Here is a 20,822-nt window from a genome sequence, read left to right on the forward strand (position 1 = left end):
CCTCGGCACGTTAGAGCCACTGGCGGTGACGGGTCGGCCGGACTAGTTTCGGCAAAAGGAACTTCGCGGCTTTGGTCGTGGCAAGAGGGAGAAGGTCGATGCGTCTCGATGGACAGCGCGAGAGCGAGAACGTCGAAGACCGGCGCAGTGACGGATCCGGCGGACTTGGCGGGGGCTTCCGGCCGGCCGGCATGGGCGGCGGACGCGGCATCCCGCTCAAGGGCGGATCGCTGGTGACGATCGCCGTCATTGTCGGCATTGGCTGGCTGGTGTTCGGCATCAATCCGATCCAGATGCTCGCCATGGTCACGGGCGGCGGTGGCGGCTTCACCCAGAGCGAAGACACCAGCTACCAGCAGGCGCCGTCACCGGGCAGCAGCCAGACCGGCGCGGGTGTCAACGACGCCGGCAAGCAGTTTGTCGCCAAGGTGCTCGGCAGTACCGAGGATGTCTGGAGCGACATCTTCAAGAGCGCCGGCGAGACCTATCAGCCGACACCGCTGGTGCTGTTTACGGGCATGACCCGTTCGGCCTGCGGCCAGGCCAGTTCGGCTTCCGGACCGTTTTATTGCCCGCTCGACAAGAAGGTCTATATCGACCTCGCCTTCTATGACGAGTTGAAGCGTCGCTTCGGCGCGCCGGGCGACATGGCGCAGGCCTATGTGATCGCCCACGAAGTCGGTCATCACATCCAGGACCTGACCGGCATCCTGCCGAAGTTCAACGAGATGCGGGCCAATATGAGCAAGGCGCAGGCGAACGAGATGTCGGTTCGCGTCGAGCTTCAGGCGGATTGCTATGCCGGTGTCTGGGCCAACCGCACGGACCAGAAGGGCATGCTCGAGGCCGGCGATATCGACGAGGCGCTGAACGCCGCCACCCAGATCGGTGATGACGCCATCCAGAAGCGCACCCAGGGCGTCGTCGTGCCGGAGAGCTTCACGCACGGCACCTCGGCCCAGCGCAGCAACTGGTTCAAGCGCGGCTACCAGTCGGGCGACCTGAACCAGTGCAACACGTTCTCCGGGCAGATCTGACGAGCCATGTCAGACGCGGCGATCCGCGACCTCTGCGAGCGTCTCCTTGCCGACGGCACGGCGACGCTCTCCAACGCGGATCGCAAGCTTCTGGAACGGATGGCGGCGCGCCAGCATGTGGCGCGCAACATCGTCACGGAATACGAAAGTCAGCAGACCTTTGGCGCTCGCCTGGCTGACCGCGTCGCGGCGGTCGGCGGTTCATGGGGCTTTATCGGCACCTTCGCGCTGATCATCGTCGTCTGGGTGGTGATGAACTCGGTCGTCCTGGTCCGATGGGGCGGCGTGTTCGATGCCTATCCCTATGTCTTCCTCAACCTCGTCCTCTCCATGGTGGCGGCGCTGCAGGCTCCGGTCATCATGATGTCGCAGAACCGGCAATCCGATAAGGATCGGCTGGCGGCGCAGCACGACTATGAGGTCAATCTGAAGGCCGAGATCGAGATCATGTCCCTGCACGAAAAGTTCGAGCAGGTCCGCACCGGCGAATTGCAAACGATCCTCAGGCGGATCGAAACCGTCCTGGAAGTGCATCTGGCGCAGGACGAGGTGGCGAGACGCCAGGATGCGAAGGGTTAGGGACAATTGTTGGCGTTGAGCGCAAAGCTGTCTTTCGCCTCGCCCTACTTCCCGCCTGCTGCCAGCATCCAGTTCAGCGTCTCGCGCCAGTCGGTCATGCGGATCGGCGTGCCGTGATTGCCGTTCTGGAACAGGACGAACTTGATCGGATAGCCCGGCGACTTCTTGCGGACTGAATCGAAGAAGGCCTGCTGCGTCTTCCAGTCGATGATCGGGTCGCGGCTGCCATGGCCGATGAAGATCGGGATCTTCCGGCCGCCCGGCTTCATCGCCGCCGTTTTCAGGAAGCCCGGATCGTTGAGCGAGCCGAGCAGGATCAGCCCCGATATCATCGACGCAGCCTCCGGATCCCTGGCCAGCGACCAGCACAGCTTGCCGCCATAGGAGCCGCAGGCGATGAAGATCGGCGCGCCCGGCGAGCGAGACGCATAGTCCAGCATCAGCGTCTTGATCTCGGCCGTGCCGGTTCCCTCGAAGTCGGAAAAGTCCGGCGAAAGATAGGCGCCGCCCGCGGCGACGGTGAGGTTCTTCACGCGGTTGAAATTGCCGCCAAAGGTCCAGTCATCGGCGCCCTGGAAGCGGGTGCCGTTCTGGCCGTGCAGGTAGATGACGATGGCCTTGGCCGGCTTCTTGGTCGCGCCGGCGCCGACATATTTGAGGCTGCGGCCGTCAGCCTTGTAGGCGAGGTGGTCCTCGACGCGCTTGGTTTTCAGCGAGACATACTTGCTCTGCGCCTTGCGTTCGGGAATTTCGTCGCGACCGTTGATGTCGCGCATCTCGTCATATTCGACGATGCGAAAATCGCCGTCGGCGCGGGTCTCAAGGACGGTGCCGTATTGGAACAACTCGTCCTTGTAGGGGGCGAGCCGCAGGCCGTCGGCCAGGACCGGGGCCGTTGGCAGGGCGAGCGCAACCAGCGCGCCGAGCATGGCAATGCGCCCGACAATGCCGAATGGCCGGCGCGTTCGTGAAACAGTCATGCGTCCCGCGTCTCCTGAAAAATCTCGGCGGCAGGATCGCATCTTCGCGCCGCGTCGCCAATCCATCGGCGCAACGGCTTGCCGTTCTGTGCCCAAGGACATCCCGTTCGGCATTCAGGGAACGTTCATGCGGCAAACGGGATTGATACCTGGAGAAATGAGGCGAGACGGCCAAGCAATCGGCCTTGATTGAGCCTCGACCATGCCGCTTTCGTCCGCTGGTATCGGGGGAATAGCCAAATTGGTTAAGCATGATTCGGTTCGCCCGGGCCTGAACGGTCCGGAAACGACGGGAAGGTATAGATGAAACTTCTGGGTCTGATCGGAGCTGCCCTTGCGGGCGGCGTCGTCTTTGCCGGTGCGGCGGTTGTCACCGGCGTCGTGGATATTCCCTACAAGCTCGAGCTGCGCCCCAAGGTGCCGGCCGCGGACGAGGGTGAACAGGCTCCGTCTGCCGATACGACCGACATGGATGAATATGATCAGTCGGCGGAAGGCGCTCCCTCTGCCGAAGCCGAACCGGTGAAGGTCGCTGATGCGCGCCCGGCCGTCGTGCCGCCCGCGCCGCGCCCGAAGCCCGTTCAGGCAGCGCCGTCGCGTCCGCGCGCCCAGCCGGTTTCCAGCCGCCCGCGCGCCAGCCGCGCTTCCGGCGATGTCGGTTATTTCTTCGATCAACTGCAGCCCTATGGCCGCTGGATCGAGGATGAGGACTATGGCTACGTTTTCGTGCCGAAGCGCCGTGGCGCCGGCTGGCGGCCCTATCAGGAAGGTCGCTGGACCTGGACCGACGATTACGGCTGGTATTGGGAGTCGAGCGAGCCGTTCGGCTGGGCCACCTATCACTATGGCCGCTGGGACTATAGCCCCGATTATGGTTGGTACTGGGTTCCGGGCGACACGTGGTCGCCGGCCTGGGTGACGTTCCGCGTCGGCGGCGGCGCCGTCGGCTGGGCGCCGATCGCCCCCGATCGTCCGGGCTATGCCTATGGCGCGCCGGAACGCTACGAACCGCCCGTCTCGGAAAGCTGGGTGTTTGTCGACGACCAGTATTTCGACGATGACGACATTGGTCGCCGGGCAGCCCCCGTGCGCGATGTCGGCCGTTACCTCGGCGAGGCGCGCGACGTGCGTCGTCCGAGGTTCGAGGATGGCCGCTACTTCAACGAGCCCGTCCGTCGCCGCGACAGGCCCGGCCGCGAGGTCGTGTATGTCGACGACCAGCGCGACATCTTCGATGACGATCAGGGCGGCCGTATCGGCGTGTTCCGTCCGCGCATCGACGATCAGCGTTTCGATGGCCGTCCGGGCCGGTTCGACCGCGACGTCCCACGCGACGATCGCACGTTGATCCATCAGTATGTCGAGCCCGATCCGAAGGCGGCGATTGCCGGCGTCGTGTCGGCAGCGCTGCTCTCCGTGCTCAACCCGGACGAGCGCCGCGATCTGCGTCGTGACCGCGATCAGCCGCAGCAGCGCGACCGCATGCAGGCGGAGATCAAGAAGCTGCAAGCTGAAAAGGCCGATCTTGTCGATCAGCAGCGCAAGGCGGCCGACGCCCGCGCTGCCGAGATCGACGCGGCCACCCAGAAGGCGGCACAGCAGCGTCAGGCCGACCAGGAGCGCATCCGCCAGGAACGCGCCGCCAGGGCTGACGAGGTGCTGAAGAAGGTCGAGGCCAATCCGCAGCCGGCCGAGCCGCAGGCGCCCGCCGACGGCAATCCGCCGCCGGTCAATCCGGATCAGCCTCAGCGCCCGAACCGGCCGGATCGCGGTCCGGACCAGCAGGGTCAGCCCGCCGGCCAGCAGCCGGATGGCCAGCAAGGCGAACGTCCGCGCCGCGAGCGTCCGTCCCAGCCGGCCGATCAGGCGCCTGCTGCCGAGCAGCCCGCTGCTCCTTCCAAGCCTGCGCCGGAGCGCAAGCCTGCGCCCGAGCAGAAGCCTTCGTCGGAACCCAAGCCGGCACCGGAAGCGGCGCCTGCCGAGCCGACGCAGGAGCCGCCTGCCAAGCCGCGCCGCGAGCGTCCTGCGAAGCCGGCCGAGGAACAGCCTGCGCCTTCAGCCCAGCCGGAGGCTGCGCCCCAGGCCGAGCCGGAGCAGGCTAAGCCCGCTCCCGAGCCGGAGGCAAAGCCTGAGAAGCCGCGTCGCGAACGCCCGGCGAAGCCCGCGGAGGAAGCGCCGGCTCGCCAGGAGCAGCCTGCTGCCGAACCGCAGCCGGAGTCCAAGCCGACGCAGCAGGAGCCGGCCGAGCGCCCGCGTCGACAGCGCCCGCAGGCCGAGCCCCAGGCAGAGCCGGCAGCGCCTGCCCAGAGCGAGGAAGCGCCGCGCCAGCGTCGCCAGCAGCGGGAAGAGCAACCCCAGCCGCAGGAGCAGCCCCGTCAGGAGCAGCCGCGCCAGCAGGAGCCGCAGCCCGAGCAGGCACAGCCGGAGCCCCAGCAGGAGCGTCCGCGCCGTCAGCGCGAGCCGCAGGCCGAGCAGGGCCAGCCGGAGCAACAGCAGGAGCAGCGCCAGCCCGAGCGTCGCGAGCGCCCGCAGCGCGGCGGCGATTGCCCCGAGGGCGCCGCCCAGCCGGATGGAAGCTGCGCCCAGTAGGGCGTCGACTTCAGCCTAGAATGAGAAAGCCGGCCGCGTCACCGCGGCCGGCTTTTTCTTTGTAGAGCCTTGGATTCCGTTAGCGATCAGTTGGTGTCGAAAATCCGGTCGCCCTGCTCGTCGATGATCTGCTTGCCCTTGAGGACAGAGAATTCGGCGGCGGCGTCGCGGCTTGCGTGCGAATCAACGCGGACAAACCGATAGGATTTTTCGACGCCGTCGATGGTCTTCTCGATGAAGCCGGCGGTCTTGTACTGGCCGCCGTCCGAAAAGGGAGCCGGGCGGATGTTGTAGCCCTTGTACTCGGTGGCTTCTTCCTTGGCTTCGGCAGCTTTTCCACCACCACCACCGCCGAACAGCTTCTTCAGGAACGACATCGATAGACCTCTGATTGACGCTTTGTGTCCGAGGCTTAGCGCGATCCGTCGTCCAGGTCGAGATCGGCAAGGCGCAGCCCGAACTGCGAAGGCGCGAAGGCGGGAACGACGAGATCCTCGGCACGCCATGGCGTGATCGACTGGTAGCGCCCGTCCTTCGGCTCGCGATGGACGTGGACGATGTTGGCGACAGCGTCGATTACCCAGAGCTCACGGATGCCGAAATGGGCGTAAATGAGCGCTTTCGGTCCCAAGTCGAAACCGAGCGAACTGTCGGAGAGTTCGACGGCGAGCAGGGCAGTACCGCCGTCGAGACGGCGGATGCCGATCGCCCGTTCGAAGAGCACGACGTCAGGCTCCAGGTACGTATCCAGCGCCAGGCGAAAGGTTGTTTCCGGGATGAGCTCGATCGTCTCCGGCGCCACGCGATACCAGTGGCGGAGCAACCTTGCCTTCAATGTCTCGTGCCGGCTGCCTTTGGGATTCATCGGAATGAGCTCTCCCCCGATCAGCTCGACCCGTTCCCCGTCGCGCAGCAAGCCGACCTCGCTCATACGCTCGACCTCCTTCACCGTGAAACCACGGCGGGGCAAACCGGCGTTCTCGATCAGGGTGCGGACGTTCATTCGCCCATTCTAAAACAAAAGGGCCGCTCTCGCGAGCGGCCCTTTTGTTATCGTCGAAGCGAGGCTTCGAAGACTAATTGTCGAGGAACGAGCGCAGCTTGCGCGAACGGCTCGGGTGCTTGAGCTTGCGCAGCGCCTTGGCCTCGATCTGACGGATACGCTCGCGCGTCACCGAGAACTGCTGGCCGACTTCTTCCAGCGTGTGGTCGGTGTTCATGCCGATGCCGAAGCGCATGCGCAGCACGCGCTCTTCACGCGGCGTGAGCGAGGCCAGAACCCGCGTCGTCGTCTCGCGAAGGTTCGACTGGATCGCGGCGTCGATCGGCAGGATCGCCATCTTGTCCTCGATGAAGTCGCCGAGATGCGAATCTTCCTCGTCGCCGATCGGCGTTTCGAGGGAGATCGGCTCCTTGGCGATCTTCAGGACCTTGCGGACCTTTTCGAGCGGCATGGCCAGCTTCTCGGCCAGTTCTTCCGGGGTCGGCTCGCGGCCGATCTCGTGCAGCATCTGGCGCGAGGTGCGGACGATCTTGTTGATCGTCTCGATCATGTGAACCGGGATACGGATCGTGCGGGCCTGGTCGGCGATCGAACGCGTGATCGCCTGGCGGATCCACCAGGTCGCATAGGTCGAGAACTTGTAGCCGCGACGGTATTCGAACTTATCGACCGCCTTCATCAGGCCGATATTGCCTTCCTGGATCAGGTCGAGGAACTGCAGGCCACGGTTCGTGTACTTCTTGGCAATCGAGATCACGAGGCGAAGGTTGGCCTCGACCATTTCCTTCTTGGCCTGGCGTGCTTCCTTCTCGCCCTTCTGCACCATGTGGACGATGCGGCGATATTCGGTGATTTCCAGGCCGGTCTCGGTCGCGAGATTCTGGATATCGCCGCGCAGTTCGCGGATCCGGTCCTTGCCGTTGGTGACAAAGTCCTTCCAGCCGCGACCGCCCAGATTGGCAACGCGACGCAGCCAGTTCGGATCGAGTTCCGAACCCTGGTATTCGCGCAAAAACTCTTCGCGCGATACGCGATAGCTTTCGGCCAGGCGCAGAAGGCGACCTTCGGAACTGACGAGGCTCTTGTTGATCGCATAGAGCTGCTCGACCAGCGAATCGATGCGGTGCTGGTTCAGCGAGAGCGACTTGACCTCGAGGATCAGGTCGTCCTTCAGCTTCTTGTAGCGGCGCTCCTGCGAGGGCGAGAGCGTCTCGTTCTTGAGACGGCCTTCGACCAGCTGGTCCTGCAGGCGGCGGAGCTTCTTGTAGTTCTCGGCGACGTTGTCGAAGGTCTCGACGACCTTCGGCTTCAGCTCGGCCTCCATGGCGGCAAGCGACATGTTGTTTTCGAGGTCGTCCTCGTCGTCATTGTCGTCGGTCGGCGGCGGAATCGGCGCTTCGGCGTCTTCCTCTTCCGCGGCAGCCTGGCCAAACGGCACGCCGCCGGGGCCCGCCATCGGGGCGTTCTTCGCCTCGGGGCCGGCATAAGTCGCTTCGAGATCGATGATGTCGCGCAGCAGGATCTTGCCTTCGGCAAGTTCCTCCTTCCAGATGATGATGGCCTGGAAGGTGAGGGGGCTCTCGCAGAGCCCGGCGATCATGGTTTCGCGACCGGCCTCGATGCGCTTCGCAATGGCGATTTCGCCTTCGCGCGACAGCAATTCGACCGAGCCCATCTCGCGCAGATACATGCGGACGGGATCGTCGGTACGGTCGGTCGGCTCCTTGGTGGTGGTGGTGCGCGCGACCGCGGTGCCGGTTGATTCGGCGAGCTCGCCCGCTTCCTCTTCGGCGTCGGCAGCCGTCGGTTCTTCGGCTTCTTCGACCTCGTCGGCCTCGATCACATTGATGCCCATTTCGGAGAGCATCGAGAGGATGTCTTCGATCTGTTCCGAACCGACCTGCTCGGACGGCAGGACCGAATTCAGCTCTTCATAGGTCACAAAGCCGCGCTTCTTGGCGACCTTGATCATCCGCTTGACGGCGGCATCCGAGAGGTCGAGAAGCGGACCGTCCTGCGGCTCGGCCTGCGCGTCCTGCGCCTCTTCGTTTTCCTGAACCTTGGTCGCCATGCTGTTCTCCGTCTTGGCAGAGGCTTCGCGCCAGACGGTTCTCGTCCGTCGCGCTCGCACACCACCGTTAAACCCTAGAGGCGGCAGGAGGTTTCCCTCTCACCGTCGGTCTCCCGACAATTAGACTTTCTTGTCTTAAGGCCCGCTTAACCTTACGCCGCCGACTGTCGATCCTACATCGACTTCTGTCGTCGGCCCGAACTGAGTCCGAAACCCTCGATCTGGGCCTCGGTGCCGTCGCTGTTTGCCATTTGGTTCTGGATGTCGATCATCTGCGCCAGATTGGCGTCGCTGGGGTCTGTGGCTAGAGCCGCCTCGGCATCCTTAAGTTCCTTATGTAACGTTCGCGCCTTCCTGTGCAAGGTTAGAGCCTGCATCCAACCGTCCGCAGCGTCACGATCCGACGCATCCGCCCTTGCCTGCCAATTGCCACATCGCTCGATTTGCTGGTCGAGCTTGTCGAGCAATTCGCCGAATCGCGCGGTTATGAGCCGGTCGCGCAAGCCTCCCCCTTCGATATGAGGATCCTCGGCCGCAATCTCTAGGATTTGCGTGCGAAGAGAGTCAAGTTCGCGATTCGTCAACTCGATCTGCGCGAACTCGTCCAGAAGGTCGGGGACAAGGCCCGGATGGTTAGCCATGGTCATCACCAGCACCACTTCGCGCAGTGGCGCCTGCACCCGGCCGGAGAGCGTCGTCGAGCGCTTCAGGCTCTCCGAAATGATCGGCGGAGGCTGACGAATCGGCCGCGAGGAGCCATTGCCGCCGCCGCCGCGCTGGTCATTGCGCCGCTCGCCATTGCCGCGCTGCTGGCGATTGCCGTTTTTCTGGCCATAGCCGAAAAACTCGCGCGCACGCTCGGAAAATGCCTGTTCGTAGTGATGGCGGATGCTCTCGTCGGCCACTGTGCGGGCGATGTCGCGCAGCCGCGCTTCCAGCGCCGCGCGCCGCTCCGGCGTTTCGAATCCGCCGCCATCGGTCTCGCGCGTCCACACCATGTCGAAGAGCGGGCGGGCGGCGGCCAGCACCTGCGCCATTGCCTCGCGACCGGCCGAACGGATCAGGTCGTCCGGATCCTGGCCTTCCGGCAAAAGCGCGAAACGCACCGTCTTGCCGGGCTTCAGGGCAGCCAGCGCCAGATCGGCGGCGCGATACGCCGCACGCAAACCGGCCTTGTCGCCGTCGAAACAGAGAATCGGTTCCGGCGTCAGCCGCCACAGCAGGTCGAGCTGGCGCTCGGTCAGCGCCGTGCCGAGCGGGGCGACGGTATGGCCGAAGCCCGCCGTCGACATCGCGATGACGTCGACATAGCCCTCGACGGTGATGATCGTGCCGGCGCTCTGCACCGCCTTGCGCGCCTCAAAGCCGTTGTAGAGCAGGTCGCCCTTGCGGAAGAGCACAGTCTCCGGCGAGTTCAGGTATTTGGCCTGCGCATCGGCGGAGAGCGCGCGACCGCCGAAGGCGACGATGCGGCCCCTGAAGTCCGTAATCGGGAACATGACGCGATCGCGAAAGCGGTCGTAGGAAACCGGAATGTCCTCGCCCGAGATCAGCAGGCCCGTCGCGATCATGTCCTCGTGCGGCACGCCTTTTGACGCGAGGTGTTCCTTCAGCGCGTTGCGGCTCTGGCGCGAATAGCCCAAGCGGAAGCGGCGCTGGATGTCGGGGCCGAGCGCGCGGCCGTTCAAATAGCCCCGGGCGCTGGCGCCGTCGCGCGATTGCAGCCCTTCCTCGAAGAAGCGGCAGGCAATCTCCATCACCTCATGCAGCGAGGCGCGCTTGCGCTCTTCTTCCTCGGCATGGACGTCGCGCGCCGGCATGGAAAGGCCAGCTTCGCCCGCCAGCCGCTCGACGGCTTCGGGGAAGGAGAGGCCTTCGAGCTTGGTCAGGAAGGTGAAGTGGTCGCCTGATTCGCCGCAGCCGAAGCAATGGAAGCGGCCCTTGCGATCCTCGGCATGGAAGGAGGGGGATTTTTCGCCATGGAACGGGCAGCAGGCCCAGAAATCACCCTTCTGCGGCTGCGACTTGCGCCGGTCCCACGTCACACGTTGCCCGACGATCGAGGAGATCGGCAGGCGGGCACGGATGTCGTCGAGAAAGGAAGGCGAGAAGCGCATTGGACCCCGGGGCAGGTGATGACCCTCCAATTTAGGGCCTGGCGGCGCGAAGCGCAAAGCCATCGAGCGACTTATGCCCGCTATGCAGGGCGGTATGATGGCGCAGGTCGAGGAGTCCTTATCGAGGGCGAAATCTGTCTTCCCACCTCTCCCTGAGGGAGAGGTCGGAGCGAAGCTCCGGGTGAGGGTTTAGGATACTATCCGGTGAGGCCGTAAGCCCTCACCCGCCGCACTTCGTGCGTCGACCTCTCCCTCAGGGAGAGGTGAAGTATAGCTATTCATTCATAGCCTAAACCTCCAGCGCGTCGCCCCAGTCGATCCGGCGGGCTGCCTTGAACAGCTCGCCGTCGCGCTTGGTGATCAGCCGTGTTTCGGCCGCGCCGGACGCCAGACAGAGTTTCAAGCTGACCTTGCCGCTGCCGGAGCGCGGGGGTGAGAGAACGCGACCGGTGGTGCGGGTGGCCGGCGCCTTCGACACGGCCAGATAGATGAACTTCTCGTCCTCGAACGGCACCACCGCGCCCTTGCTGCGCAGATGGATTTTTGTTCGCGCCACGCGGCGGGAGAAATGGCACCAGTCGGGCGAAACGATCGGGCAGGGCGCCTCATGGGCGCAAGGCGCCACGATATGCGCACCAAGGCCCAGAAGCTGCGTGCGGACGTCGAGAATGCGTTGCCAGCCGGCTGGCGTGCCGGGCTCTACCACCAGCAGCAGCGAGCCGGTCGCGCGCCACGCGGCTTCAATCAGCGCCGCGCGGGCGTCGAGTTCAAGCTCGTCGAGCACATAGGCGATGGTGACGAGATCGTGCGCATCGACAGCGAGCTTGCCCTTGGAAAAATCCGCCGCGCGCCATTCGCGCTTGAAGGGCAGGGCCGAGGCGGCGAGCTTTTCGCCCCAGCGCCGCATCGTCGGGCTGCCCTCGATCATCAGCGTATCGTCGATCGACGGCCATGTATCGCGCGCCGCCCACATGGCGGTGCCGGGGCCCGCGCCGAGGTCGAGCAGCGACTTCGGCGCGAAGTCCGGCATCTGCTGCTCGGCCTCGCCCATCGCGGCGCGGACGGCGGCGAAGGTGGCCGGCAGCCGCGCCGCCAGATAGGCGCGCGCGGCGTCGTCTTCGGAGACATGGAAGCGGCCATCGCGAAGCTCGCTGCGATAGCGCTGCGAGAGCATGGCGGACGCTTCGGCAAGCGCTGCCGTCGAGGCGCCCTCGAGCGCCGCGTCGACGGCGTCGCGAAGGGCCGGCGGCAGTTCCATTCTCGTCTACCCTAGCTGGAGAGAGCTGCCTTGACGGCGGCGCTGGCCTTGGAGAAGTCCATCTGGCCGGCATAGCGGGCCTTCAGCTCGGACATCACCTTGTTCATGTCGCGGATGCCGCTGGCGCCCGTCTCGACGACGATGGCGGCAATGGCTGCCTTCGCTTCGTCCTCGTTGAGCTGCTTGGGCAGGTATTCCTCGATGGTGGCGATTTCCTCGCGTTCCTGCGCGGCGAGCTCGGGACGGCCATTGTCCTCGTAGATCTTCGCCGATTCGAGCCGCTGCTTGACCATCTTGGCCAAGAGGTCGATCAGTTCGACATCGGTGGCCTCGCCGGTGCCGGCTGTGCGCGCGACGATATCGCGATCCTTGATCGCCGCCATGATCAGGCGAAGCGTTCCGGTGCGTTGCTTGTCCTTGGCCAGCATTGCCGTTTTCAGGGCAGCCGTGATGGTGTCGCGCATGGTCAATCTCCTTGAACGCTGCCGCACCATAGAGAAGCTTGGCGCGGCCTTCAAGCGCATCTATGCTAAAGCATTGAAATGTCTATCTTTTGTATTTTCCGGTTCGGGTTGACGGGTTGGGCCTCTTGGCCTAGTTTCCCGGCAAATGGGCGCGAGGCGGTGGATCCCTAGGATCCGCTGCGTTTCTGTGTGGCATCAGCTTGCCGGCACGAGCTTGACGCCCGACCATTCGAGACCAGCAGGTAGACCATGGCCGACACAATGCTGACCGACACGATCGCGGACGAAAACGTCTGGGCAGAGCCGAAGCCGACCGCGCTTCTGATCCTCGCCGACGGAACCGTGATCGAAGGCCGAGGCATTGGCGCGGTCGGGCAGGCGGTCGGTGAAGTCTGCTTCAACACGGCGATGACCGGTTATCAGGAAATCCTGACCGACCCGTCCTATGCCGGCCAGATCATCACCTTCACCTTCCCGCATATCGGCAATGTCGGCACCAATGACGAAGACGTCGAGACCATCAACATGGCCTCGGCTTCCGGCGTGCGCGGCTGCGTGATCAAGACCGACATCACCGACCCGTCCAACTATCGCGCCCTGAAAAATTTCGACGCCTGGCTGAAGTCGCGCGGCATCGTCGGCATCGCTGGCGTCGATACGCGCGCGCTCACCTCGCTGATCCGCGACAAGGGCATGCCGAATGCCGTCATCGTCCATGCGCCGGACGGCGTCTTCGACCAGAAGGCTATTGCCAAGGAAGCGGCTGCATGGCCGGGCCTCGAAGGTATGGACCTCGCCAAGGACGTCACCACCGGACAGAGCTTCCGCTGGGATGAGACCACCTGGGTCTGGGACAAGGGCTTTGGCCGCCAGGAGAACCCGGTCCACAAGGTCGTGGCCGTCGATTACGGCATCAAGCGCAACATTCTGCGCCTGCTGGCGGACGCCGGCTGTGCCGTGACCGTGCTGCCGGCAACGGCGACCGGCGAGGAAATCCTGTCGCACAAGCCGGATGGCGTCTTCCTGTCGAACGGCCCGGGCGATCCAGCCGCGACCGGCGAATATGCCGTGCCGGCGATCAAGGAAGTGATCGCGGCCGACGTGCCGCTGTTCGGTATCTGCCTTGGCCACCAGATGCTGGGCATCGCGCTCGGCGGCGAGACCAAGAAGATGCATCAGGGCCACCACGGCGCCAATCATCCGGTCCAGGATCGCACGACGGGCAAGGTCGAGATCACCTCGATGAACCACGGCTTCGCCGTCGACGCCGGCTCGCTGCCTGACACCGTCGAGGAGACGCATGTCTCGCTGTTCGACGGTTCGAATTGCGGCCTGCGCGTCAAGGACAAGCCGATCTTCTCGGTGCAGTACCATCCGGAAGCATCGCCTGGCCCGCAGGACAGCCACTATCTGTTCACGCGCTTCGTCAACCTGATGCGCGCCCGCAAGGGTGACGCGCCGCTCTCGGAAGCGCGGCCCACGCCGGTGCCGTTGCAGACTCGTTAGTTTCTGCCACTCGATCCGACGAATTTGAAGCGCCCGATTTTCGGGCGCTTCTTCGTTTTTGGCCCGTTTTCGGGACCGTGCAAGCGCGGTAGACAGGGGCGATGGATCGATCCGCTCGGCCTTGCGTTGTCCCCTGCCGATCGCCACTTTCAGGTGGTCCCGGGGAGCCTATCGTGGTCGATACCATCGTTATCCTGAATGCCAAGGCCGGCACGATCCATGATCGCGATCCGGCCGAAATCCGCGCCATCGTCGAGCGGGCCTTTGCCGATCGCGGCCATTCGGCCGAGGTGGTGCTGGCCGAGGAAAACGAGTTCGTCCATGCGATCGATCGGGCCGCGCAATCCGGCCCGCAAACCGTCGTCGTCGGCGGCGGCGATGGCTCGGTCGGCCATGCCATCCGCAAGATCGCTGGCACCGAACGCACACTCGGCGTCCTGCCTCTCGGCACGATGAACCTGTTCGCCAAGAGCCTCGGCATGCCGACGGACCTCGAAGCCGCGCTGGCGGCGCTGGCGGGCGCCAGCCCGAGCCGGATCGATCTTTCCGCGGTCAACGGGCGGCTGTTTCATTCCCTGGCGGGTCTTGGCTTCTTCGCTGAGGTGGCGCGTGGGCGGGCGCAATTTCGCGGCCTCAGCCTGCCTTTCGGCCGCTTCATCGCCGTGGCGCGCTCGTCGCTCCGGGCGTTTTCACGCGCCGGGATATTGCAATTGAAACTGGAAACGCCGCAGGGCGAGCGCGAAGTCGCCGCTTATGCGCTGCTGGTCACCAACAACCGCCTTTCAACCGGCGGCTTCGATCGCCCGCGGCTCGACGAGGGCGTGATCGAGATTCATTTTGCCGAAGGCGCAGAAATGGCGAGTCGGATGCAGGCGGGGCTGGATCTTCTGTCCGGGCGCTGGCGCGACAATCCGGAGATCGATTCACTGGCTGTCAGTCATGCGACGATCACCAGCCACAGGTCGCGAGTCTGGCTTTCTATCGATGGCGAACTGACGCGGATGCAAACACCGCTGGTGTTCGAGAGCTTGCCCGGCGCGATTTCCGTCCTCGCGCCCGAACCTGCCGGAATTGCCGAAGCCAGCGAGGATGCCGGCTAAGGCAGAGAACGTCGGCTTTGGAGCACGCCTTTTCACCTCTCCCTCAGGGAGAGGTGACCGTTTCGTGCGGGCCGAGGCGGCGCGAAAATTAGCGCGGCGAGATCAGGTAGACGATCGTCGCATTGGCGGTGATCTGCTGCTCGCCACCCATTACCGGCGTCACCGAATCGGCCTTCATCGCCATCTGGGCGCGGAAGATCGGCACGCCGCCGCCATCGCTGGTCTGGATCGACTGGATCGCGCCCAGCTTGACGCCGGCAGCTTCCGCCATCAGTTCAGCCCGGCGACGGGCTTCGACGATCGCAGCCTTGGTAGCCTCGTCGCGCAGGGCGCCGGCCTTGTCGATGTCGAAATCGATCCCGGTGACGCGGTTGGCGCCGGCCGAGACGACCTTGTCGAGCAGCGGACCGGACTTGGCGAGATCTCGGATCTTCACCGTCACCTGGTTCTGCACGCGGTAGCCGGTGACCTGGGAGCGGCCGTCAGAGCTCTTGGAGGGGTCGGAATAGACCGGGCTGACCGAGAGGCCGCTGGTCGCGATGTCCTTGGTCGCAATGCCGGCCTCGGTGATCGCGGCGATGACGGCGGTCATGTCGGTGGCGTTGGCAGCCAGCGCATCCTTGGCGGTCGGCGATTCGGAGATGACGCCGAGCGTCACGATGGCGATGTCGGGAGCGGCGGTCGCGCTGCCGTCGGCAAAAACAGTCAGTGTCGGCGGCTGCGGCGCGGACTGCGCGAAGGCGGGCGCTGCGAACGCCGCGACGAGCAGGGTTGACCCCAGAATGGCGCTGCGGAGGATGCCGGTTCGGTTCAGGTTGTGCATGGTCGCGTTTCCCCTTCGTCACAATAGTTAGGCACTGGAGGTCGTTGAATAGGATGGCATTGCGACGGGACTGCGACCAGTTGCGGGCAACAGCGTGGTTGCCCCCGCCGAGGTTGCAATCCGGGCTTGCCGGGCAAACGCCAGCCGGCGGGCGATTTGCCAGTCCGTGCCAAACGGGTCCAAATGGGGCTCACGTCGTGGCAGTCATCCCCGCCGGAATGCGGGACGAGCGAGGGATACTCATGGTCAAATCAATCGGCGCGTTTCTTGTGTTCGCCCTCGGGGTGTTCCTCGCGGTCCCGCCATTGCCGGTTCAGGCCGCCCCGCAATCGCTGGTCGTCTTTGATGATGTCCGGGTGTTTGACGGCACCACATTGACGCCGCCGATGAACGTGCTGGTCGAAGACAATCTGATTGCCAAGATTTCGGCCGAGCCGATCATCACGATCGCGACCGCAACGCGCATCGCCGGCGGCGGCCGGACGCTGATGCCCGGGCTGATCGATGCGCATTGGCACAGCTTCATGGCGCGGCCCACGATGGCGATGGCAGCGGCTGCGCCCCTCAGCTTCATCACGTTGATGGCAGGGGCCGAGGCCGAGGCGACGCTGTTGCGCGGCTTTACCAGCGTTCGCGATGTAGGTGGGCCGGCGTTCGGCCTTAAAATGGCGATCGATGGAGGGGTCATCCGCGGGCCGCGTATCTGGCCATCGGGGGCGATGATTTCGCAGACCGGCGGTCATGGCGATTTCCGCATGCTGTTCGAGATACCCACGACGCCCGACCAGCTGAGCTATCCGGAACGCATCGGCATGTCGGCCATCGTCGATTCGCCGGACGAGGTCCGCAAGCGCACCCGCGAGCAGTTGTTGCAGGGCGCCAGCCAGATCAAGCTGACCGGTGGCGGCGGTGTGTCGTCGCCCTATGGCCCGCTCGACACGGTCCAACTCAGCGTTGAAGAAATCCACGCGGCGGTGGAGGCGGCGGCCAATTGGGGCACCTATGTCACGGTGCATGCCTATACGTCCGAGGCGGTCCGCCACGCCATCCAGGCCGGCGCAAAGGTCATCGAACATGGCCAACTCGTCGACGAGGCCACCGCAAAACTGATGGCCGAGACGGGGACATGGTGGAGTCTCCAGCCGTTTCTCGCCGATGAAAACGCGATCCAGCAGCCGGATGCTGCCGGACAGGCGCGAGCGGCGGAAGTTTTCGCGGGGACCGACAACGCCTATCGGCTGGCGCGGAAATACAACGTCAAAGTTGCCTTCGGCACAGATGTCCTGTTCGACGCAGCGCTCGCCGCCCGGCAAGGGTCGCAACTGGCGACGATGACGCGCTGGTACACACCGGCGGAAGTGTTGAAGATGGCGACAGCCGACAACGCCGCGCTACTGGCGCTGTCCGATCGTCGCAATCCCTATCCGGGCAAGCTCGGCGTCGTCGAGGTCGGGGCGATGGCAGACCTGTTGCTCGTCGACGGCGATCCGATTGCCGATATCGGGTTGCTGTCGGACCCGGCCAAGAACCTCGTCGTGATCATGAAGGACGGTCACATCGTCAAGACGACGCTGGGGGCGAACTAGGCGCTGCACCATGCGGCAAGAGCAACTCGCCGGAGGTCCGGCGAGTTGCTGCGGGTTAATTGGCTTTGACGAGAACGACTCTTCGGTTTTTCGCGCGCCCTGCCTCATTATCGTTCGAATCCACCGGCGCCATCATGCCTGCGCCTGCTGCCGTCAATCGGCCCGCGGCGATGCCATACTTGGCGGTGAGGGCCGCCTTGACCGCCTGGGCGCGGCGCGAAGACAGGTCGATATTGTAGCTGAACTCACCCTCATTATCGGTATGGCCAACCACGATGACCGCCATCGCCGGCTCATTGGCAAGAAGCGCGGCGATCTCTTTCAACGTCGGTTCGGATTCGGATTTCAGACTGGCCTTGTTGGTGTCGAAATAGATCCCGTAGAGCGAGATGCTGCCGGTCTCCGCCAGTGAATCCGCCATCTTCGCGGCTTCCACGACGACCATCTTGTTGTCGCGGGCCTTGGGTTCAAGCACGTGGACCAGAGCCACGGTGCGGCCGTTGAGTTCCTTGCAGTACAGATCGTCGATCAGCAAGAACGTCTGGACGGTCACATACGCATCGCCCTCGGGCTGAGGCACCTTGGCCGCGAAGAAACGCTGGTCGTTGATCCCCGACGTCAGGGCGCATTTGCCGTTGCTGAAGTCCGCATCCTTCAGGTCGGAATCGTAGACGAACAGCATCGCCAAGCTCATATCGCCGCCGCCGCCACTTGCAGCGCGTTGGGCATCGCCACCGCATTCTTCCTTCTTGCATTCGAACAGCACCTCACCGCCGTTCGCCTGGACAACGTCCTGGTAGTTGCGCAGCACCTCGAGCGGCGAGCGACCGTCCGGCAGGACATAGGCGATCCGGGTCAGCGCGCCTTCGACCTCGATCTTCTTTTCCGGCGCGAAAACACGGTTGTTGTTCTTGTCCCGCGCGTCTGGATCCGGGCTGGCCTTCAGCGGCGACAGGGGCACCGTGAAATCGGTAAAGGCCAATTGTTCAAAGGAGACGATGAACGAGCCCTCATAACGTCTCACAAGAGGATTGTCGCTGGCGCCCGCAATGTCCTCTTGGGGGATGGTCGCATCTGCAAAACTCAGTGTTGCCGACCCTGCCACAAGTGCAAGAACGGTTGCGGCCAGCCAGGCTGCCCATGTGATGCTTCGCCGTTTCATGGCCTCTCCCGCCGATTTCAAGAAAAGACTCGCGAACTTCTTGGTCCCGTGCGTCCGTCCTAGGACCCTGTCGAACTTGCGGGGTAGCGGCTTGAGCGGCAAGTGATCGCCTTCACAGAACGAGATGGGCCTCTGGAGCCACGTCGTTCAGGCTTCGATTCCGAACCTGAAGCAGGCGATGGCGGGCGTACCCGCCACCGCCATTGCGCTAGAGACTAACGCCTGCCAGCTTGCTCGCCAGCGTTTGCCGATCCTCGATGGATTTGAGGCGGATGGTCAAAGTCTCGCTTTTGGCCGGAACCTGAAGCGGGAGGTTGATGTCCATGCCAGGCGCATGCTCGCCGGCCCAGTCCTTGAAGCGCGGCAACTTATTCGCACCGCTGATCGGGAGCGTGAAGGTATATCGGAAGGTCATGGGTGGATCCCAATAGATGTGGGCTCCCGGCTTCGAGCGGCGCGCAAAAAAACAGGCGCAGCCAATCGCTCAGCCAGGACACACAGATTCATGATGTTGTGCGTGTTGCTTCCCTGGCGCCGCTCTTGCTCTCGCAGGTAGCAGCACCAGGCAGTCAGCCTGTTTGAAGGCTGCCTTTGCGGATCATGCGTGGGGCAAAGGAAACTGTTTGCATGGCCGATGTCTCGGCCAAATGGCAAAAATTGTCAAACCGGGTGCATCGGTCAGTTCGCCGCACGGCTGATCGGAGCGATCTTCGGCGCAAGTGGCTCTGCGTTCACTCGAGCGCTTCGCGCTCCTTGATCAGGACTGCGAGCATTTCTTCAAGTGCTGCGATCCGATCCGACACCCGGCTTTCATTCGAAGCGCCGTGTAGCGAAGAAGCCTGATCGGCGAGGTTCCGAATGTTCTCGCGGACCGCTGCGATGCGCCCATCGAGTTCAATCAAGGTTGCGGAGTCGGTCATACTCGTTCTCCGAATGATCCACCCTCACCAAGGATCGCCAGTCAGCCACGTCGTCGAAAAACAATCAAGGAAATCAAATACCGTCAGGCACGGCGCTCGTCCGGCGCCGGACGTGAAATCGGCAGGCTCTCGCGCTTCAGACCCGCTGAAACGATAGGTGGGCTTGGGCCTCGCTGGATCAGACCTCAGGCCGTCCAGAGCCCGACGATACGGAACGGCGCGGCGGCGAGCCTGGCGATTTCGGCGGCCGTCGCCTTGGGTCGCGCCAGTTCGAGCGACCTGGCCGAGATGACGAGATGGAGGCTGTCGCGCTTTCCCTTCGGCACCGGCATCCGAAAGAGCCGGTCGACCGGCTCGCTGGAGCCTCCGCCGCCGACGCGGGTCCTCAGCCGGGCAATGACGACGCCATCGACGCTGACCTCGAAGAGAAAGCGGCGTGGCTTCTCCGGCGGATCCATCCGCAACCGGAGAAAGAGCGCGGCATGGTCCTGCACGTCGCGCAGCGACCGGTGATGATCGAGCGCTGCTTCGGACGGGGGAGCGTCGTGACCGCGGCGCCGGTTCATCCAGACGCCGGGCGTCCGCATCGCCCGGATCAGTCGCGCATCCTTGACCACCAGGTCGAAGCCCCGGCGACGCAGGATGCGATCGGCGAACCCGTCCGCCAGATCTTCGACGCGGCTGCGGTCGTCCGGGTGGCGGGTATTGGACCAGTGCTTGAGCCGTTCGGTCGCCGATACCCGCGCCCGGGCCAGCCTGGCCGGAACGTGCGCAGGCACGGGGAGCCCGACACCCTGTATGAGATAGGCGATCCCGTCGCGGCAGCCCGGAACAAGGCCTCGTTGCTCTGCCGTCGCGATCAGACGGTCCCAGTCGATCGGCTGTCGGGCCATGCGCGTGGCGGCGTCGATTGCCCAGTCGCCCCCTCCGCCCTCTGCGCCATGCGCCAGAAGGAGCAGCATCGAATCCGTCGGATCTGGAACCAGAACGGGCCGAAGCGCCAGACTTACCGGCTTCGCCCGCGCCCATAGCGCCTCCTCGAGGGCAGGGGTGCTGCGGGCAAAATGAAAGGGGCTGATATGGAGATCGATCTCGCCATACTGCCCTTTCCTGAAATTTCCCCGCAACCGGGTCGGCAGGACCTGCCGCAGGAATGCGAACGACTCGCCCCCCACTGGCAGCCATCCGCTTGCCTCGAGGGCGACCAACGCAGGCGCGACGTCACGCTTCTGAATCAGGACGTCGATATCGCCCATGACGCGGCGGGGCGAGACCGCCAGGCCTTCGGCATATTGGGCGCCGCCCTTGAACACGATGAAGGGCACGCACGCCGCGTTGAGGCTCTCGAGAGCCATGCAGGACTCGCGCAGCCGGATCTGGGTTCGCGTCCAGATCTGTTTCGCCAGCCCGTCGATGCGGGGCCGCAGGGGCGAGGTTGGGTCGAGTTCGGCCAGACGCGCCGCCACAGGCACCAGCAGGCGCATCTCATCCCACGTGATGTCATCGAAGTTCCGCGCGGCCTTCCAGTCCCGCCAGGCACGGGCGGCCTCGGCCGGCGGACAGAGCGCCGCACGCACCAGTTGCGCCACGCGACCGGTCGGCCAGCTCTTCGCCTGCGTCATTGCGG

At 64.4% G+C, this 20,822-nt stretch carries 18 protein-coding genes; 6 read left to right on the plus strand and 12 right to left on the minus strand.

Annotated features, from left to right (window positions below; genetic code table 11):
* Positions 1 to 98 precede the first annotated feature (98 nt).
* Together ypfJ and OSH12_RS07480 are read left to right on the plus strand one after the other, a co-directional pair.
* Entirely contained in the window at positions 99 to 1,037 is a 939-nt protein-coding gene (gene ypfJ / locus OSH12_RS07475) for a KPN_02809 family neutral zinc metallopeptidase (protein WP_266342900.1), read from the plus strand.
* 6 nt (positions 1,038 to 1,043) lie between these two features.
* Positions 1,044 to 1,616 carry a DUF1003 domain-containing protein gene (locus tag OSH12_RS07480; RefSeq protein WP_266342901.1) on the plus strand — a complete coding sequence of 191 codons (573 nt, stop codon included), beginning with the start codon at positions 1,044 to 1,046 and terminating at the stop codon, positions 1,614 to 1,616.
* A 44-nt stretch (positions 1,617 to 1,660) separates the two neighbouring features.
* Here OSH12_RS07480 and OSH12_RS07485 read toward each other — a convergent pair whose 3' ends face one another.
* Complete coding sequence (locus OSH12_RS07485) at positions 1,661 to 2,596, minus strand: alpha/beta hydrolase (RefSeq protein WP_266342902.1); 936 nt, start codon at positions 2,594 to 2,596, stop codon at positions 1,661 to 1,663.
* Positions 2,597 to 2,899: 303 nt separating this feature from the next.
* Between OSH12_RS07485 and OSH12_RS07490 the strand changes: the two genes are divergently transcribed.
* Positions 2,900 to 5,185: a DUF6600 domain-containing protein gene (locus tag OSH12_RS07490; protein WP_266342903.1), complete on the plus strand. Its 2,286-nt coding sequence runs from the start codon at positions 2,900 to 2,902 to the stop codon at positions 5,183 to 5,185.
* A gap of 86 nt (positions 5,186 to 5,271) precedes the next feature.
* Here OSH12_RS07490 and OSH12_RS07495 read toward each other — a convergent pair whose 3' ends face one another.
* From OSH12_RS07495 to OSH12_RS07520, 6 genes are all read right to left on the minus strand, one after another.
* The gene (locus tag OSH12_RS07495) at positions 5,272 to 5,562 is read right to left on the minus strand and encodes an HlyU family transcriptional regulator (RefSeq protein ID WP_266342904.1); all 291 of its coding nucleotides are present in this window, start codon (positions 5,560 to 5,562) and stop codon (positions 5,272 to 5,274) included.
* 35 nt (positions 5,563 to 5,597) lie between these two features.
* Complete coding sequence (locus OSH12_RS07500) at positions 5,598 to 6,188, minus strand: Uma2 family endonuclease (protein WP_266342905.1); 591 nt, start codon at positions 6,186 to 6,188, stop codon at positions 5,598 to 5,600.
* A 73-nt stretch (positions 6,189 to 6,261) separates the two neighbouring features.
* Positions 6,262 to 8,259: an RNA polymerase sigma factor RpoD gene (gene rpoD, locus OSH12_RS07505; protein WP_266342906.1), complete on the minus strand. Its 1,998-nt coding sequence runs from the start codon at positions 8,257 to 8,259 to the stop codon at positions 6,262 to 6,264.
* Between the two features lie 173 nt (positions 8,260 to 8,432).
* Complete coding sequence (gene dnaG, locus OSH12_RS07510; protein ID WP_266342907.1) at positions 8,433 to 10,376, minus strand: DNA primase; 1,944 nt, start codon at positions 10,374 to 10,376, stop codon at positions 8,433 to 8,435.
* 289 nt (positions 10,377 to 10,665) lie between these two features.
* Complete coding sequence (locus OSH12_RS07515) at positions 10,666 to 11,634, minus strand: small ribosomal subunit Rsm22 family protein (RefSeq protein ID WP_266342908.1); 969 nt, start codon at positions 11,632 to 11,634, stop codon at positions 10,666 to 10,668.
* Between the two features lie 11 nt (positions 11,635 to 11,645).
* The gene (locus OSH12_RS07520) at positions 11,646 to 12,098 is read right to left on the minus strand and encodes a GatB/YqeY domain-containing protein (protein ID WP_266342909.1); all 453 of its coding nucleotides are present in this window, start codon (positions 12,096 to 12,098) and stop codon (positions 11,646 to 11,648) included.
* Between the two features lie 249 nt (positions 12,099 to 12,347).
* Here OSH12_RS07520 and carA point away from each other — a divergent pair, with 249 nt between their 5' ends.
* The gene (carA, locus tag OSH12_RS07525; RefSeq protein ID WP_266342910.1) at positions 12,348 to 13,604 is read left to right on the plus strand and encodes a glutamine-hydrolyzing carbamoyl-phosphate synthase small subunit; all 1,257 of its coding nucleotides are present in this window, start codon (positions 12,348 to 12,350) and stop codon (positions 13,602 to 13,604) included.
* A 173-nt stretch (positions 13,605 to 13,777) separates the two neighbouring features.
* A complete protein-coding gene (locus tag OSH12_RS07530; protein ID WP_266342911.1) occupies positions 13,778 to 14,704 on the plus strand; it encodes a diacylglycerol kinase family protein in 927 nt (308 codons plus the stop codon).
* An 88-nt stretch (positions 14,705 to 14,792) separates the two neighbouring features.
* Here the strand turns inward: OSH12_RS07530 and OSH12_RS07535 are convergent, their stop codons facing one another.
* Positions 14,793 to 15,527 (minus strand): SIMPL domain-containing protein, encoded by a 735-nt coding sequence (locus OSH12_RS07535; protein ID WP_266342912.1) that lies wholly within the window; start codon positions 15,525 to 15,527, stop codon positions 14,793 to 14,795.
* 242 nt (positions 15,528 to 15,769) lie between these two features.
* Between OSH12_RS07535 and OSH12_RS07540 the strand changes: the two genes are divergently transcribed.
* Positions 15,770 to 17,113 carry a metal-dependent hydrolase family protein gene (locus tag OSH12_RS07540; protein ID WP_266342913.1) on the plus strand — a complete coding sequence of 448 codons (1,344 nt, stop codon included), beginning with the start codon at positions 15,770 to 15,772 and terminating at the stop codon, positions 17,111 to 17,113.
* 55 nt (positions 17,114 to 17,168) lie between these two features.
* Here the strand turns inward: OSH12_RS07540 and OSH12_RS07545 are convergent, their stop codons facing one another.
* From OSH12_RS07545 to OSH12_RS07560, 4 genes are all read right to left on the minus strand, one after another.
* The gene (locus OSH12_RS07545; protein ID WP_266342914.1) at positions 17,169 to 18,275 is read right to left on the minus strand and encodes an OmpA family protein; all 1,107 of its coding nucleotides are present in this window, start codon (positions 18,273 to 18,275) and stop codon (positions 17,169 to 17,171) included.
* A 208-nt stretch (positions 18,276 to 18,483) separates the two neighbouring features.
* On the minus strand, positions 18,484 to 18,690 hold the full coding sequence (locus OSH12_RS07550; protein WP_266342915.1) for a hypothetical protein: 207 nt from the start codon (positions 18,688 to 18,690) through the stop codon (positions 18,484 to 18,486).
* A 316-nt stretch (positions 18,691 to 19,006) separates the two neighbouring features.
* On the minus strand, positions 19,007 to 19,195 hold the full coding sequence (locus tag OSH12_RS07555) for a hypothetical protein (RefSeq protein ID WP_266342916.1): 189 nt from the start codon (positions 19,193 to 19,195) through the stop codon (positions 19,007 to 19,009).
* A gap of 185 nt (positions 19,196 to 19,380) precedes the next feature.
* Positions 19,381 to 20,817 carry a nucleotidyltransferase family protein gene (locus OSH12_RS07560; protein ID WP_266342917.1) on the minus strand — a complete coding sequence of 479 codons (1,437 nt, stop codon included), beginning with the start codon at positions 20,815 to 20,817 and terminating at the stop codon, positions 19,381 to 19,383.
* Between the last annotated feature and the right edge of the window lie 5 nt (positions 20,818 to 20,822).

The sequence above is a fragment of the Kaistia terrae genome, from assembly GCF_026344005.1.
GTDB classification, from domain to species: domain Bacteria; phylum Pseudomonadota; class Alphaproteobacteria; order Rhizobiales; family Kaistiaceae; genus Kaistia; species Kaistia terrae.